Raw genomic sequence first — 15,020 nt, forward strand, 5'->3', positions numbered from 1 at the left:
GGCTACAAGAGGTGATGTCAATGAAAGCACCAAGCGATACAACAAAGTATCTCATTCACGCAGAAATAGTTGCAGAAGGTGTTGTTGAGCGGCCAGACGTCGTAGGAGCCATCTTTGGGCAAACAGAGGGCCTTCTTGGCGATGATCTCGATCTCAGAGAGCTTCAGAAAACCGGAAGAATAGGCAGGATCGAGGTCAAGATCGAGAGCAAGAGCGGCAAGAGTTTTGGGGAGATAAAGGTTCCGAGCAGCCTTGACAAGATAGAGACAGCGATACTTGCGGCGGCTCTCGAGACCATAGAGAGAGTTGGGCCATGTGCTGCAAAAATCAAGGTAATAAAGATTGAGGACGTAAGGGCGAGCAAGAGAAAGAAGATCGTTGAGAGGGCAAAGGACATTCTGAGAGAGCTGTTTGAGGAGCCAGAGATCGAAAGCGAAAAGATTGCGGACCTTGTTAGACAGGCAATCAGGACAGAGGAGATCATAGAGTATGGAGAGGACAGACTTCCGGCAGGGCCGGCTATAGATGAGAGCGATGCAATAATCGTCGTCGAAGGGAGAGCAGATGTGCTTAACCTGCTTAAACACGGGATAAAGAATATTATAGCTGTTGAGGGTACAAATATTCCGAAAACTATTGTTGACCTGAGCAAGAGAAAAACAGTTACCGCATTTCTTGATGGGGACAGGGGTGGAGATCTGATACTCAAAGAACTGCTTCAGGTTGCTGATATTGACTACGTGGCGAGGGCACCAGAAGGCAAGGGAGTTGAAGACCTTACCCAGAAGGAGATTGTTAAGTCTCTGAGAAATAAGATTCCGGTTGAGCAGGTTCACGTGCTGAAACACAAGGATGAGAAGAAGGAGGAGAGGAAGGATGTCAGGGAAACCAAGGTTGAACAGAAAGAAGAGGCAGAGGCTGTAGAAAAACCAAAAGAAGAGAAGAAAGAAGATGCAAGGGACAGGGCAAATGTAATTGAAATGCTCAGGAAGCACAAGCAGGAAATCGAAGGAAATCTGAAGGCGAGACTCATTGACAGCAATTTTGAAGTGGTCAGAGAGATCCCGGTCAGAGACCTGGTTAAGCTTCTGAAGTCAAACAACGTCAAGGCTCATGGAATCGTGTTTGATGGAGTCATAACTCAGAGAGTTGTCGATCTGGCCGCAAAGAGGAACATAAACTTGCTGGTCGGCGTTAAGGTTGGAAGTGTTGTGAAAGTTCCCTCAAATGTCAATATCATGACATTTGACCAGATTTAATTTTTTTGTTAATTTTTTAATTTTTCAAACCAGGCATGCTATGCCAGGATTGCAATGAAGGAGGGCCACGTTTTCATTTAAGGAGTTTTCCCGAAACTGCAGAAAATGAAAAGGTGCATGATGAATGCCTAATTTGACGGCCGATGGGGAAACCAGAATTTAAAGATCTCCCGGCGGATAAGAAGAAGTGAGGCTACCAATATTATTGCTCTGACCTGCGGAAATTATTCGAGCTTGTAATCTCACACAGAATTTCAGAAAAACAGCCACAGGACGAGCAGCACGCACATCAGGAGGTACGTAAACGAAAAAAGATGGTACTCTCGGAGAAATCTGCTATCTCTGACGATTCCGTATGCGATGAGATTGGCAAAGGAAGCGGTGAGGAGACCATTACCACCTATGTTGACTCCAGCTGCGATTGCAGGATAGTTGCTGCCGATTCCAGTCATAATCAGGGCGGCAGGAACGTTGTTGATGATCTGCGATGTGACGATGGACGCGAGAAATACATTCGCCCCTGTCAGATTTGCGGTGTGAATGAAAACAGATGCAATCGTACGAAAATCGACAAACATCAGGGCAAAAATCGCGACAAGCAGCCAGTTGGCATTCATAACCACCCTTCTGAAAAAGATGAGGTAAATGGAAACAACCACCGCGACAAACCAGTGTGCCCCGAAGTCCAGTGCGATCACAAGGAGAATGAGAAGAGCCAGAGACAGCATCTTCAGGAATTCATCCACCCTGAAGCTCTTGCTGTAAGCTGATACGGGCCTATTTTCAACCAGCAACACCATAATGGAAAGGACCGCGAGCTGTACAAGAACAAACTTCGCCATGGTCGCTGTGAACTCCACGAAAGATACTCCCCAGACATGCCATATTAACAGATTCTGGGGGTTTCCAATCGGGGTGAGAGTTGATCCGGCATTTGCCGATATGACCTCAAGTGCCACCGCTTTTCTGACATCAATGTGATCCTTCAGGCTCATGGTGAGTGGAACCACAACCATGACTGCGGCGTCGTTTGTAATGAATGCACCGAGGGTCGCTGACAGCATGCAAAGCTTGAACACAAGTGTGCGTTCAGTTTTTGATGATCCTGCAATCGAATATGCGAGACTGGAAAGATATCCGCTTTCTCTGGCTCCTTCTGATACAAGAAGCAATCCAGCCAGAGAGAGGATGGCTCTCCAGTCTGTGTAATCACTAAACTTTGCCGCTTCATCAGGGAAAACCGCTGCCAAAACTGCAAGCATGGCAAGAAGAATGAGTAGTGTTACCGTTTCAAATGTGTATTTCACCCCCAGCATCCTCCAAAATAAAGGGTTAATGCTCCGGCCGGGATTTGAACCCGGGTCGCCGGCTCGAAAGGCCGGAATGATTGGCCGGGCTACACCACCGGAGCCCAATCTAAGCAACTTTGGATTCAGTTTATAATATTTTTGCCGTGCAGATTATGGGAGCATGGTTGGCCGTGATGTTTCTTGACTACTGTAAGATTTTTAAGGGTTGAAGATCAAATTGTATGTGGTGATAGTGTGAGCGAGGCAAAAGACCTTGTTTTGAAGATGTGCGAGCTCCAGAACAATTCAGAAGATATAAAGAAAGAGCTGGCCGGATGGAGAGGAGTGGTGCAGTACAGACTTGGAGATGAGGAATTCTATGTTGTTTACAACGCGGATGGGTCATGCGAGTTTGGAGAGGGCGTTCACGAGTCTCCGAATTTTACCATTATTGCATCGCCGGAATACTGGGTATCGGTTGTTAAGGGTCAGGAAGACCCAATTATGGGGTTCATGATGCAGAAATACAGGATTGAGGGCAACATAATGGAGGCTCAGAGGCTAGCAGGGATTCTGAAAAAGTTTGCAGGGAAATTATAACTATTTTTTCGGGACAATACATAATTATTGATTGTTTTGAATTGAAAAAACGCTTATAAGAGTTTCTATCTGGAAACGAAGCTGGTTGAATAGGATTCATAAGAAAAACCGAAAGATTTATACATTTTTTAGACTAAAACCAAATATGCTGGCAGAAAATCTTTTGAATGAAGAACAGAAGGCAATTAAGGAAGCGGCGAGAGAATTTGCTGAGAAAGAGTTTCCGAATTATTCAGAAGAATGTGACAGAGAGGAGAAGTTCCCGTTTGAGTTGTGGAAAAAAGCTGCAGAGCTTGGTTTCATTGGTATGAGCATTCCCGAGGAATATGGCGGACAGGGAATGGGAATCCTCGACACCTGCCTCGTCGTGGAGGAGTTCTGGAGGGTAGATGGCGGGCTTGGAATGATAATGGCATCAACCTTCGGTTCTGAACAGATTCTGATGTTCGGCAATGAGGAGCAGAAAAAGAAGTATCTTCCGCCAATTGCCCAGGGCAAGGCAATATGCGCCGCATGCTACACAGAGCCATACGCGGGGAGTGATGTTGCCGGAATAAAGACGAGAGCCGACAAAGATGGAGATGAATATGTGATAAATGGTACCAAGATGTTCATAACGAATGGAACAATCGCAGATTACTACATTGTTCTCGCCAGAACGGATCCAAACCCTCCGAAGAGGCACCTTGGCATGAGCGTTTTCATTGTCGAAAAGGACACTCCGGGAGTTGAGGCGAAGAAGCTCACCAACAAGCTCGGGATCAGGGCAAGTGATACTGCAGAGGTTGTGTTCAAGAACGTGAGGGTGCCAAAGGAGAACCTCATCGGTCAGGAGGGTCAGGGCTTTTACCAGACCATGATGTTCTTCAACGTTACCAGAATTCCTGTTGCATTCCAGGCTGTGGGCCTTGCAACTGGGGCTTTTGAACTCGCATTCAACTACGCAAAGAACAGGGAGCTGTTCGAGAGGAAGCTGATGGACTTCCAGGCAACCCAGGAAAAGCTTGCCAGGATGAGAACCGAGCTTGAAGCGGCAAGACTGCTTGCATATCAGGCCGCATACTTCCAGGACAAGGTGGGTATGCCTGATCCGGGGCTTACCGCAATGGCGAAATACTACACCGCGAGGGTTGCCCAGGACATCGTTCACGAAGCCCTGCAGATTTACGGCGGTTACGGTTTCATGGGTGAACAGGCAATATCGAGAATGTTCAGGGATGCAAGAATTCTTGAAATATATGAGGGAACAAGAGAGGTCGAGCTGGAAGTCATTGCGAGGTCTCTGAACGGAAAGGTCCCTTCAGTGCTTGGAAACGTCAGAAAGCATCCATTCATGTGACCCCCCAATTTTTTGTATTTTTTGAATGAGGTATCACCCACCACGCCTGGCCGAAAGTTCTACCATGCTCAAATTCCCATGCACCGCCTATTTTCCAGTAACAACGGGTAATAACATTTCATAAGGCTGAATAAACAGATTGCACGAAAAAGCGGAAACTTTTTTATCAATAATAATGAGCGTTGAAAAAACATTTTACGGAAGGTGGTAGATTGAGGATGCACGAGTATCAGGCTAAACAGATTTTCAGACAGCACGGGATTCCAACTGCAAGAGGGGAGCTCGCGCTGACTCCTGAACAGGTTAAGGAAATCGCGGAAAAGCTTGGAGGAAAGGTTGTGCTGAAATCACAGGTTCTTGTCGGTGGGAGAGGGAAAGCTGGAGGGATAAAGCTGGCCAACAGTCCTGATGAGGCCTGCGAGCTTGCAAAGCAGATGTTCGGGATGGTTATCAAAGGCCACAAGGTGGAAAAGCTGTACGTTGAGGAGCAGCTTGAGATCGCAAGGGAGATGTACGTGGGCTTTACCATAGACAGGGCGAGCAAGGGCTTTGCCTTGATCGTGAGCAGTGTGGGCGGGATGGACATTGAGGAGATAGCCGAGAAGCACCCGGACAGAATCGCGAGAGTGACAGTTGACCCTATCTACGGGCTGTGGGATTACCAGATAAGGGAGGTGCTCTACAGGTCCAGCATGCCGAAAGAGTACCAAAAAGAGGTCACGAGGATAATCAAAATCCTCTACAGCATTCTCGTTCATAATGAGGCAGAACTGACTGAGATCAACCCGCTTGTTGTCACGAAAGATGGAAAGATTATAGCTGCGGATGCAAGGCTGAACATAGACGACAACGCACTCTACAGGCATCCCGATCTCAGGGAGCTGAAGGATTACACAGAGGTGGATCAGACTGAGAGAATAGCCGAGGAAAAGGGCCTGAACTTCGTCAAGCTTGACGGCAACATTGGCGTGATAGCGAATGGTGCAGGAATGAGCATGGCGACGATGGATCTGATCTACTTAGAGGGTGGAAAGCCGGCCAACTTCCTCGACGTTGGCGGTGGAGCGAGCAGTGAGGTTGTGAAGGAAGCTGTGAGCATCATTCTGATGGACGAGAACATGAAGGTCATCTTCATGAACATTTTTGGTGGAATCACAAGGTGCGACGAGGTTGCCAGAGGTCTGATCACGGCGTTCTCGGAAATGGAGATTCCCGTGCCTGTCGTTCTCAGACTGGCAGGAACAAACGAGGAGGAGGGCAGGAAGCTCATAGAGGAATTCATCAGGGAGAGGGCCATCGAAAGCATCCATCTTGTCGAGACCATGGAGGAAGGAGCTAAGAAAGCGGTTGAGCTTGCGGGGGAGGTGTGAATATGGCGATAATTGTTGATGAGAACACAAAAGCGATAGTTCAGGGCATTACGGGCTCACAGGGGAGATTTCACGCGGAGAGGATGATTGCCTACGGAACAAAAATCGTTGGTGGAGTTACTCCCGGCAAAGGGGGCAGCAAAGTTCTTGGAGTACCAGTTTTTGACACTGTGAAAGAGGCTGTTGAGGAGACAGGTGCCAATGCGAGCGTGATCTTTGTCCCCGCAGCATTTGCGGGAGATGCGATAATGGAGGCCGTTGATGCGGGAATAGAGGCGATTGTGGCGATAACCGAAGGCATCCCCGTTTACGACGAGCTGAAGGTTTACAAGAAGGTTAAGGCTGAGGGCAGGATTCTCATCGGCCCCAACTGCCCCGGAGTGATGAGTGTCGGAAAATCTCACCTCGGCATAATGCCGCCCCAGATATTCAGTGAGGGCAATGTTGGAATTGTTTCCAGGAGCGGGACTCTGACGTATCAGGTCGCATACAACCTGACGAAGCTCGGAATAGGCCAGTCAACGGTCGTTGGCATTGGAGGGGACAGGATAATTGGAACGAGCTTCGTTGAAGTGCTGGAGATGTTCGAGAACGATGACCAGACTGATCTTGTGGTGCTCATCGGAGAGATTGGAGGCACGGATGAGGAGGAGGCGGCGAAGTTCATTGAAAAGCGAATGTCAAAGCCCGTAGTTGGGTACATCGCAGGCATAACTGCCCCTCCGGGCAAGAGGATGGGACACGCGGGGGCGATAATCGAGGGAGGAAAGGGAACTGCTGAGTCGAAAATTAAAGCTTTAAACGAGGTCGGCGTTGAGGTTGGCAGAACGCCGATGGAGGTTGCCGAGATTGTGAAAAGAACGCTGAAGGGATGATTATGGAGGTTATAAAAAGCGATATCGTCATAATTGGTGCTGGGCTTGCCGGCTTGAGGGCTGCGATAGCTGCGGCTGAGAAAAGCAGAGAGGTCAGCATAGCCCTGATCTCCAAGACCTACCCGATAAGGTGCCACTCTGTATGTGCTGAGGGTGGCACGGCAGCGGTGCTGAGAGAGGACGAGGGAGACAGCTTCGACCTGCATGGCTGGGATACTGTTAAGGGAGCAGATTTCCTTGCTGATCAGGATGCTGTCGAGTTCTTCGTCAGGGAGATTCCAAAGGAGATTCTGAGGCTGGACAACTGGGGGTGCCCCTGGAGCAGGAGAGAGGACGGGAAGATAGCCCAGAGAGCCTTTGGAGGCCAGAGTTTCAACAGAACCGTTTTTGCAGCCGATAGAACGGGATTCCATGAGGTGCACACCCTCTACGAGAGGAGCCTGATGTACCCGAACATCACCCGTTACGATGAATACTTCGTCACCAATCTGTTTATTGAGGATAACGCAGTCAAGGGCGTTTCAGCAATCCACCTCAAGACTGGAGACCTTGTATTTTTCAATGCGAAGGCTGTGATTCTCGCAACCGGAGGAGCTGGAAGGCTGTACGGCTTCACCACCTACAGCCATCAGGTCACTGGGGATGGTCTGGCGATAGCCTACAGGGCAGGTGTGCCCTTAAAGGACATGGAGTTCGTCCAGTTCCACCCTACTGGCCTCATTCCGTCCGGAATTCTGATGACTGAAGCGTGCAGAGGTGAGGGAGGGTACCTGAGGAACAGGAACGGCGAGAGGTTCATGGAGAAATATGCACCGGAGAGAATGGAGCTCGCCCCGAGAGATGTTGTCGCAAGAGCTATGTGGACTGAAATCATTGAGGGGAGGGGTTTTGAGGGGCCGTATGGCCCATACATCGCTCTGGATTTAACCCACCTCGGTGAGGAGAAGATCGAGGAGAGGTTGCCATTAATAAGAGATGCTGCAAGGAAGTTTGCAGGAATTGACCCGGTCGAGGAGCCCATTCCTGTAAAGCCTGTCGCTCACTACACCATGGGTGGAATTCATACAAACATGTGGACTGAGACGCCGGTGAAAGGCCTTTACGCGGCAGGAGAGGTTGCGGCTGTCAGCATCCACGGAGCAAACAGACTCGGAAGCAACTCAACTGCTGAATGCTTAGTTTTTGGCAGGGTTGCTGGGGAGAAGGCAGTGGAATTTGTGCAGGGGAAGAGATTCTCGGAGATAACAAGGGAGGAGATGCTTGCGGAGGAGAAGAGGCTCTTCGACGAGTTCCTTGGCCGGAGCGGAGATGAAAATCCGTACGAGATCAAGAAGGAGCTGAACGAGGCCATGGACAGGTACTTCTGGATATTCAGAACTGGAGAGGAGATGAAGAAGGGAATAAAGAAGATCCAGGAGCTGAAGAGGAGGTATGAGAATATCGAGATTGTGGACAAGAAGAGAGGATTCAACACTGACCTCATGCAGGCCATGGAGATCGGCTTCATGCTCGATCTGGCTGAGACTGTTGCTGTTGGAGCCTATGCGAGGACGGAGAGCAGAGGTGCCCATTACAGGCTCGATTATCCGAAGAGGGATGATGAGAACTGGCTGAAGCACACCCTCGCATACTACGCTCCAGAAGGACCGAAGCTGGAGTACATTCCTGTTACAATAACCAAGTGGCAGCCCGTTGAGAGAAAGTACTGAGGTGAGGGCATGGAGAGGGAAGTCATATTCAGGATAAGGAGATTCGATGGAGAGAAGACATATTGGCAGGATTTCCGTTTCACAGCCAGAAAAGGGATGACCGTGCTGGAGGGGCTCTACTTCATAAAGGAGAACCTTGATGGCTCCTTGGCCTTCAGAGCCTCGTGCAGAATGGGGGTGTGCGGGAGCTGTGCGGTCAAGATCAATGGCAGACCGAGGCTTGCATGCGAGACGCAGATATTTGATATTGGCAGCACTCTCGAGATCGAACCGCTCGACAACATGCCCGTCCTGAAGGATCTGATCGTGGACATGGATGGATTTTTCAGGAAGCATGAAGCAGTTAAGCCCTACCTGATCAGAAGAGATGATGACTATGAGAACCCTAAGGAACTCCTGCAAACTCCGGAGGAGCTGCACGCTTACTATGACTTCTCGCTCTGCATAAAATGTGGTGCCTGCTACTCAGCATGCCCCGCAAGCGCAACGAGGAGTGACTATCTCGGGCCTGCTGCGATAACAGCAGCTTACAGGTTCTGCGCGGACAGCAGGGATGAAGGGAGGGAGGACAGACTCAACCTCGTTTCAGGCTCGGATGGTGTGTGGAGGTGTCATTTCAATGCGGAGTGCAGCGAAGTTTGCCCCAAGAGCATAGAGCCGGCAAAGGCCGTGCAGAGGATGAGACTGATGAGCGCGATTCACATGATTAAGAGCATCTTCAGGTGATTGAGATGAAGGGAGTTTCGGGATGGTTTACGCTGAAGGGGAAATCGCTGAACAGCCTGGCCTACTCATTCCACAGGCTCACGGGCATAGTGCTTCTGCTTTACCTCATAGCTCACCTCAGCTTCCTGACGAGCCTCAGGATTGGAGAGGAAACCTACACGGCATTCATATCCACAACCGTGAGGCTGGAAACCCTGCCCTTAGATTCGCTGTTGTTTCTGGCCACATTCTACCACGCCTTCAACGGCCTGAGGGTTGTGCTGAACGAGTTTGGTCTGCTGTATGAAGCAAGAAAGGCGCTGATATATCTGATGACCCTGCTTGGACTGTTATTCTGGCTGTACAGCACGTACGTAATGTATTTGTTCCTCACGGGGTGGTAAAATGAGCGAGTCACACACGAGAAAGGTTCTGGAGCCGTTCGGCTGGATATTCCAGATGATCACAGGGCTTTTGCTATTTGCTTTCGTCATATTCCACCTGTACATCACACACCTCACATCCCATGATGCTTTAGAGTACGCGAAGGTCGTGGAGAGGCTGTCCAACCCGGCGATAAAGGCCTTCTACTGGCTGTTTTTAGCTTCAGCTTCATTCCACGCCTTTAACGGTCTCAGAGCCATACTGCTGGACACTGACTTTGGTGGGAGAAACGAGAGGGCAGTAAATGCAATAACGATGCTGCTGTTCGTTGTGGCAGTGGTTTACGGCGGGCTGTTATTGATTACCTTTTAAATTTTCAGAACCCTCTATTTTTCCAGTTTTGCAGAACAAAATTTAAGATACTCGTTTCCAGAATTAAAAGAGGATTTCACCGGGGGAGTAACGGAGCGAAATTGCTCACACTACCACATCCTCTGATACCTTATCTTCACCTCACCCATTACCTCATAGCGCCCGTTCTGCAGAATGAATCCCAGCAGGCTCTTCCACGTACTGTAGGGTGTGCTTACCTCATACTCGAGCCTGACAGTCAGATTTGCCCCACTCTCTTTTTTCTCAGCATCCATCCGGCAATCGCCGTTGGAATTGCTCCCCAGAACATGTAAGCGTAAATCTTGCCCAGAATGTAAAAAATTAAATCGAGGATCAGATTCTCACCCCCTCGCATCGATCACAGTTACTACCAGTATGTAGGATGCCACCAGACAATTTAAAAACACCGATTTAGTAAAAAATTCGTTTGACGTTCTCGAAATTTTTATAAAAACTCTACTGTATAGTCTGAGACAGATTAACTCGAAGGTTTCTCGAGAATCCATCATTTTTCTGACAGGCAGTAGCCAGCAACCATTTTAAACCCCCCACCTTAACACCGTTTTATGTTTCCCGCGACTCACTGCACGCACTGTCAGGGGAGTGACGAGAGCATAGAAAATCCCGTTCACCACCCAACCTACGAAATCACACCCAAATGCAACCTGAACTGCATCTACTGCTACTCCAACGTGGCCCTGAAGAAGGGGAAAGCCCCGCTGCCCGGGTACTACGGAGACACAGAGGACGTGAGGTCAGTTACACTCTCCCAGTATGGTGAACCTCTCGTTGCCGGGGTAGATGAGGTCGAGAGGATAGCGAAAGAGCTGAAGGACATGTTCCCCCAGGCAAGGCTCGATTTGCAGACCAACGGAACTCTTCTGAATGAGAAGGCAATAGAGAGGCTTGAGAAGTACTTTGAGCTTGCGATGGTGAGCCTGGACGTCTCCTCAAAGGAGAAGTACGCGAGAATAACGGGCTTCGACGGGTTCGACATTCTGATGGAGAACCTCAAAGCACTGAGCAGATCCTCGATCATGGGCGTTATCAGAACAATCTACATGCCCGGAATCAACGATGAGGATGTTTTCGAGCTTGCAGAGCTTGCTCGCAGGCTGGACATGGAGGTGTTCCTCCAGCCCCTCTCGGTCTATGACAGAGAATTGATGGAGAGCCACGGGCTCGATATGGAGAGGACCGAGGACATTGTGGAATTTCTTGATGTGACTGAGAAGCTCAGAGAAATAGCAGACGTGAGAATCCCGGGGTGCTTCATTGTCAACGTGAGAAGGATAGAGAGGGACTTCGGAAGGGAGTACCTGAAGCTCATCAGGAGGAACGCGCTGGCCGAAGTTCCGGAGATGAAGAGGGAAAGGAAGTTCGTTCTGTGATGGCGGAGGTACTCTTTTTCTCGTACACCGGGACATCTGGGCGGATTGCTGAGGCTGTTGCTGAGAGACTGGGCCTGGAAGCCCGCGAGATAGTCCCGAAACTCAGCCTGCCCTATCCCGCATGGCTCCTCCTGTCGTTCATGCCAAACCTCGGCGTGCCGGTAAAAGTGGTCAGCAGCACCTGCGAAAAGGTCATCCTCTGCTTCCCCAAGTGGACTTTCAACTGTCCACCCGTGACGGCTACAATAAAGTCGGGGGTGCTGAAAGGCAGAACGGTGTTTCTGATCGTCACTTACGGCGGGTGGAGGGGTGAGCCGTACCTGAGGGGCTATGCGAAGATGCTGGAAAGGCACGGAGCGAGGGTGGGGGGCATTAGGCTGGTAAAGAGGTCCGAGGTTCAGAGCGTTCTGTCTGACGACGGGTTTTTCGAAGACCTTGAAAGGTTTTTAGAGCAAAGGGTTAAGTAATTCTCATCAAAAGGCAGATGGTGGAGATCTGCAATCTGGTGGAGGGCAGGCTTGTCAGGAGAGCCAACAGGTTCGTTCTTGAGGTGGATGTTGCCGGTAGGGTCGAGAGGGCCCACCTGAGGGACTCGGGACGGCTGACAGAGCTGATGAAGCCCGGAAACAGGGTGCTCGTGAGACCGAAGAAAAGGGAGAATACGAGCCACGAGGTTTTCGTGATATACGACGCCCATGTCCCGGTAGTTGTTAACTCCTCCCTCCACTCAGAAATTGCGGTCGAAATTCTTGAAGGTGAGGGCTGCAGGATCGAGGGCAGAGAGGTTAAGGTCGGCGAGAGCCGGATAGACCTTCTGGTGAGCAAGGGTGGTACCAGGTGGCTCGTCGAGGTCAAGGGATGCACGCTCGTTAGAGATGGAGTCGCCCTCTTTCCAGACGCTCCGACGGAGAGGGGAGTGAAGCACGTCAGGGAGATAACGGAAAGGGGTGGAATGATTCTCTTTCTGGTAATGAGGAGTGATGCAAGGGTTTTCATGCCAAATCACGAGACACATCCGGAATTCGCGAGGGTTCTCAGAAAAGCTTATGAAAACGGAGTTGATGTGAGGGCTGCGCTACTCCGTCCTGAGCTGCGGAGCGGTTGTCTGACGATAGAGTTCGAGCGTTACCTTCCTGTGGAGTTTCCCGACGTGATTTAAAGGCTCCAGTCCAGTACCGCAACCTTCATAAATCGAATGTCAAAATGAGCCATGAAGCCCCGTAGGGTAGTGGTCAATCCTGCGGGACTCTGGATCCCGCGACCCCGGTTCGAATCCGGGCGGGGCTACTCTCCTTTAAGATTCTCTTTATTCTGGGAAGCTCAGGGAGGTTGAGAAGCACTCCGGGCAATATCATTTTGTCAGCTTTTATGTCTATGGATCGAGAGCGTAAGTTCTCAGAATTCCTGACTCCTACTTTGGCCTTCATCAACCTCGCCACAAACTCTCTCTGCTCCTCCGCAAGCTTTGGCAGAAGAATCTCTATCCCGATCACTTCTCCGTTCTCGTCCAGATCTACAATGACGTCATCGGCTAAAGGCCCAGAGTCTGCAATTTCCCCTTCTTGAACCCTTATGAACATTGCATTAACTTCGGGATCAAACTCTAACTGAAGCCATATCTTCCCGACACCTCATTTCCTTTTAATCAATTTTAAAGCCCCATCAACTGTAATGGCTGAATTCTCTTCGATCTTATTCAATGCGTCTCTTAGAGCTTTATCTCCAGTAACTAAGTATGTGGATGGTTTCTCTTTGCGCAGTATTAAGGTGTAAATGAACACTGGGCGATCTTTTCTGTCTGCAACAACCTTTTTCGCCAATTCAATGAGTTCATCACTAAACTCTCTTTCAACGATTGTGATGTTCGTGTATGTAGATAGAAAGCTTCTCACAAGTGTGAAGTCAATTTTATTTCTCTCAAAAACCTCTATAAGCTCATCAAGGACGTAATCGGGTATTAATATCTCAACATCTCTTCTTTCAGCTTCTTCAAGTAGTTCAAACGGTTTACCTCTATACCTTATTGCGGAAAATAAAACGTTCGTGTCGAGGATAAGTCTAAAGCTTTCCGTATTTCTTTTCAATCAGTTCACCTGAAATTTTCCCCCTCTCTTCTTCGAACTTTTTCAAATCTATGCCTTTCTCTTCTAGAAGCTTCTCTAAGTCAGCTTTCATCATCATTCTGATCGCTTCCCGCACAACTTCACTTCTGCTCTTGTACTTATCACTCTTGACTTTCCTTTCGATGTATTCAAGCAACTCTGGAGTCAGTTCAACACTAATGTTCATGTCTGTTAGTGGGCTAATAGAAAGTAAATACTTTTTGTTCAAATTGTTGCAAACTTTTCCACGATCTTCTTTTGGTCTTCCTCAAACTTCGGCAAGAGAATTTCTATCCCAATAACTTCTCCGTTCTCATCCAAATCCACGATGACATTATCAGCTAAAGGCTCCGACTCCGCCACCTTCCCCTTTTTGAACCTTATGAACATGGCGTTGACTTCAGGATCAAACTCCACCGAAACCATACCTTATCAACCTCTCTATCTTAGAACCCTGTTCGCTCTGCAAAACTCCTCAATAGCTCTTTTAATCTTTTCCCGGAATCAATCCACGCAGTGCAGCCCAACCATTACTCCAAACTTGCAAATCCACGCCCACAATGCACAACCAATTCCATTCAGCCCGAAGAAACACCATAACCTCGAGCAAATTGCCAAAGGCTCACAGCCCGTCAAGCGCCTCTTTTAGCCTCCTGACGTAATCCCACGTCTCATCTACACCTTTCTCAGTTATCTCAACCACCGTCCTCGGCCTGTCGGCAATGACCTTCCTCACCTTAACCATCTCTGCCCTTTCGAGCACTTTCAGATGTGAGTCGAGGTTTCCGGGTGTTAGCTCAAGGACCTTCTGGATCTCGCTGAATGCTGCCCTACCCCTCGAGAGAAGATACAGCATAACTCCAAGCCGTACGGGGTTTCCAAGGGCTTCATGTCTGAGCCTGCTGAGAGGCTCCATTCAATCACCGATTATCCTGAACGCGCTGTAGAGATAAAGCAGTATCGTAATCGAGAAGGCCGCTGCAATCACGAAGCCCGCCCACACAGACAGGTTCTCTGCGGACGTGAATGCGACCACCGCTCCAATTGCCGTAATCAGAAATGACGGAACCATCTCCAGCTCAGAACCCTCGAGGTGAGACAGCACAGCCCACATTCCAAACAGTGAAATTGAGAGGAAGCTCAGAAGCGCAGCGCCGAAACCGGCTGAAAGAGTTGCGGGAAGCACAATGAATCCAATTATTGCTCCGGCTACCCATGACAGAAATATGAGAGCTGCCATGGTCTTGCTCTCTCTCTTTTCACCACTCATCTTCGCTATGTGCATGATCCTTCTGAAAAGGATCCCTGACACTGCAACACCCGCAATCATCGCTGCGATCCAGTAAACAGCCGAGATGATACTGGATGGGCTGAAAAGGGCGAGGACAACATAAAACACGCTCATTACCATCAGCCAGTAGGCGAAGTTAATCGCAGAGTATATTTTTCCGACAGCTACAATTTTCCTCTCAACCTTTTCCAGAATTTTCCGGAGTTCTTCTGTGTCCTCCATGGTAAACGGTATGCTTCAAGGTATATATACGTTGGACAAATTCTGAAGTGCAGAGGATGTGTAATGGTCCCCCGTCAAGGGAACCCCTCCT

19 protein-coding genes, 2 tRNA genes and 1 pseudogene are annotated in these 15,020 nt (G+C 49.2%); 13 read left to right on the forward strand and 9 right to left on the reverse strand.

Annotated features, from left to right (window positions below):
* Positions 1-20: 20 nt before the first annotated feature.
* Positions 21-1,259 (forward strand): DNA primase DnaG, encoded by a 1,239-nt coding sequence (dnaG, locus tag LPQ35_RS05370; protein WP_193807653.1) that lies wholly within the window; start codon positions 21-23, stop codon positions 1,257-1,259.
* A gap of 254 nt (positions 1,260-1,513) precedes the next feature.
* Here the strand turns inward: dnaG and LPQ35_RS05375 are convergent, their stop codons facing one another.
* Complete coding sequence (locus tag LPQ35_RS05375) at positions 1,514-2,566, reverse strand: SLC13 family permease (protein ID WP_193807654.1); 1,053 nt, start codon at positions 2,564-2,566, stop codon at positions 1,514-1,516.
* 29 nt (positions 2,567-2,595) lie between these two features.
* Positions 2,596-2,670 (reverse strand) — tRNA-Glu (locus tag LPQ35_RS05380).
* Positions 2,671-2,803: 133 nt separating this feature from the next.
* On the opposite strand from LPQ35_RS05380, the gene LPQ35_RS05385 reads away from it, so the two are divergent.
* The 8 genes from LPQ35_RS05385 to sdhC all read left to right on the forward strand — a co-directional run bounded on the left by LPQ35_RS05385 (position 2,804) and on the right by sdhC (position 9,902).
* Positions 2,804-3,148: an SCP2 sterol-binding domain-containing protein gene (locus LPQ35_RS05385; protein ID WP_193807655.1), complete on the forward strand. Its 345-nt coding sequence runs from the start codon at positions 2,804-2,806 to the stop codon at positions 3,146-3,148.
* A gap of 145 nt (positions 3,149-3,293) precedes the next feature.
* Entirely contained in the window at positions 3,294-4,487 is a 1,194-nt protein-coding gene (locus LPQ35_RS05390; protein WP_193807656.1) for an acyl-CoA dehydrogenase family protein, read from the forward strand.
* Between the two features lie 212 nt (positions 4,488-4,699).
* Positions 4,700-5,857: an ADP-forming succinate--CoA ligase subunit beta gene (gene sucC, locus LPQ35_RS05395; protein WP_193807657.1), complete on the forward strand. Its 1,158-nt coding sequence runs from the start codon at positions 4,700-4,702 to the stop codon at positions 5,855-5,857.
* A 2-nt stretch (positions 5,858-5,859) separates the two neighbouring features.
* Positions 5,860-6,732, forward strand: coding sequence for a succinate--CoA ligase subunit alpha (sucD, locus tag LPQ35_RS05400; protein WP_193807658.1), 873 nt, complete (start codon positions 5,860-5,862; stop codon positions 6,730-6,732).
* Between the two features lie 2 nt (positions 6,733-6,734).
* Positions 6,735-8,441: a succinate dehydrogenase/fumarate reductase flavoprotein subunit gene (locus LPQ35_RS05405; protein ID WP_193807659.1), complete on the forward strand. Its 1,707-nt coding sequence runs from the start codon at positions 6,735-6,737 to the stop codon at positions 8,439-8,441.
* A 9-nt stretch (positions 8,442-8,450) separates the two neighbouring features.
* The gene (locus LPQ35_RS05410; RefSeq protein ID WP_193807660.1) at positions 8,451-9,167 is read left to right on the forward strand and encodes a succinate dehydrogenase iron-sulfur subunit; all 717 of its coding nucleotides are present in this window, start codon (positions 8,451-8,453) and stop codon (positions 9,165-9,167) included.
* 5 nt (positions 9,168-9,172) lie between these two features.
* Positions 9,173-9,550 carry a succinate dehydrogenase gene (locus LPQ35_RS05415; protein ID WP_193807661.1) on the forward strand — a complete coding sequence of 126 codons (378 nt, stop codon included), beginning with the start codon at positions 9,173-9,175 and terminating at the stop codon, positions 9,548-9,550.
* Between the two features lies 1 nt (position 9,551).
* Positions 9,552-9,902: a succinate dehydrogenase, cytochrome b556 subunit gene (gene sdhC / locus LPQ35_RS05420; RefSeq protein WP_193807662.1), complete on the forward strand. Its 351-nt coding sequence runs from the start codon at positions 9,552-9,554 to the stop codon at positions 9,900-9,902.
* A gap of 110 nt (positions 9,903-10,012) precedes the next feature.
* Here sdhC and LPQ35_RS05425 read toward each other — a convergent pair whose 3' ends face one another.
* The gene (locus LPQ35_RS05425; RefSeq protein ID WP_193807663.1) at positions 10,013-10,177 is read right to left on the reverse strand and encodes a hypothetical protein; all 165 of its coding nucleotides are present in this window, start codon (positions 10,175-10,177) and stop codon (positions 10,013-10,015) included.
* Between the two features lie 312 nt (positions 10,178-10,489).
* Here LPQ35_RS05425 and LPQ35_RS05430 point away from each other — a divergent pair, with 312 nt between their 5' ends.
* The 4 genes from LPQ35_RS05430 (at position 10,490) to LPQ35_RS05445 (ending at position 12,601) form a co-directional block, all read left to right on the forward strand.
* The gene (locus LPQ35_RS05430) at positions 10,490-11,314 is read left to right on the forward strand and encodes a radical SAM protein (protein ID WP_193807664.1); all 825 of its coding nucleotides are present in this window, start codon (positions 10,490-10,492) and stop codon (positions 11,312-11,314) included.
* Positions 11,314-11,781, forward strand: a complete 468-nt coding sequence (locus LPQ35_RS05435; RefSeq protein ID WP_193807665.1) for a hypothetical protein — start codon at positions 11,314-11,316, stop codon at positions 11,779-11,781. The genes LPQ35_RS05430 and LPQ35_RS05435 overlap by 1 nt, the downstream gene beginning before the upstream one ends.
* Positions 11,782-11,801: 20 nt before the next feature.
* Positions 11,802-12,473, forward strand: coding sequence for a DNA/RNA nuclease SfsA (sfsA, locus tag LPQ35_RS05440; RefSeq protein WP_193807666.1), 672 nt, complete (start codon positions 11,802-11,804; stop codon positions 12,471-12,473).
* Positions 12,474-12,528: 55 nt separating this feature from the next.
* Positions 12,529-12,601: transfer RNA gene (locus LPQ35_RS05445), tRNA-Gln, on the forward strand.
* Between the two features lie 245 nt (positions 12,602-12,846).
* Here the strand turns inward: LPQ35_RS05445 and LPQ35_RS05450 are convergent.
* The 6 genes and pseudogenes from LPQ35_RS05450 to LPQ35_RS05475 form a co-directional block, all read right to left on the reverse strand.
* Positions 12,847-12,894, reverse strand: a pseudogene (locus LPQ35_RS05450) (hypothetical protein); the annotation flags it as partial.
* A gap of 51 nt (positions 12,895-12,945) precedes the next feature.
* Positions 12,946-13,398 carry a PIN domain-containing protein gene (locus tag LPQ35_RS05455; RefSeq protein ID WP_193807667.1) on the reverse strand — a complete coding sequence of 151 codons (453 nt, stop codon included), beginning with the start codon at positions 13,396-13,398 and terminating at the stop codon, positions 12,946-12,948.
* Positions 13,373-13,603, reverse strand: coding sequence for a ribbon-helix-helix protein, CopG family (locus LPQ35_RS05460; protein ID WP_203218997.1), 231 nt, complete (start codon positions 13,601-13,603; stop codon positions 13,373-13,375). Before LPQ35_RS05460 ends, LPQ35_RS05455 begins: the two co-directional genes overlap by 26 nt.
* Positions 13,604-13,641: 38 nt before the next feature.
* Positions 13,642-13,842: a DUF2283 domain-containing protein gene (locus LPQ35_RS05465; protein WP_193807668.1), complete on the reverse strand. Its 201-nt coding sequence runs from the start codon at positions 13,840-13,842 to the stop codon at positions 13,642-13,644.
* 196 nt (positions 13,843-14,038) lie between these two features.
* Complete coding sequence (locus LPQ35_RS05470) at positions 14,039-14,332, reverse strand: transcriptional regulator (RefSeq protein ID WP_193807669.1); 294 nt, start codon at positions 14,330-14,332, stop codon at positions 14,039-14,041.
* The gene (locus LPQ35_RS05475; protein WP_193807670.1) at positions 14,333-14,929 is read right to left on the reverse strand and encodes a hypothetical protein; all 597 of its coding nucleotides are present in this window, start codon (positions 14,927-14,929) and stop codon (positions 14,333-14,335) included.
* Positions 14,930-15,020: the final 91 nt, after the last annotated feature.

Origin of the sequence: Geoglobus acetivorans (assembly GCF_039641995.1) — an archaeon.
In the GTDB taxonomy this organism is placed as follows: Archaea; Halobacteriota; Archaeoglobi; order Archaeoglobales; family Archaeoglobaceae; genus Geoglobus; species Geoglobus acetivorans.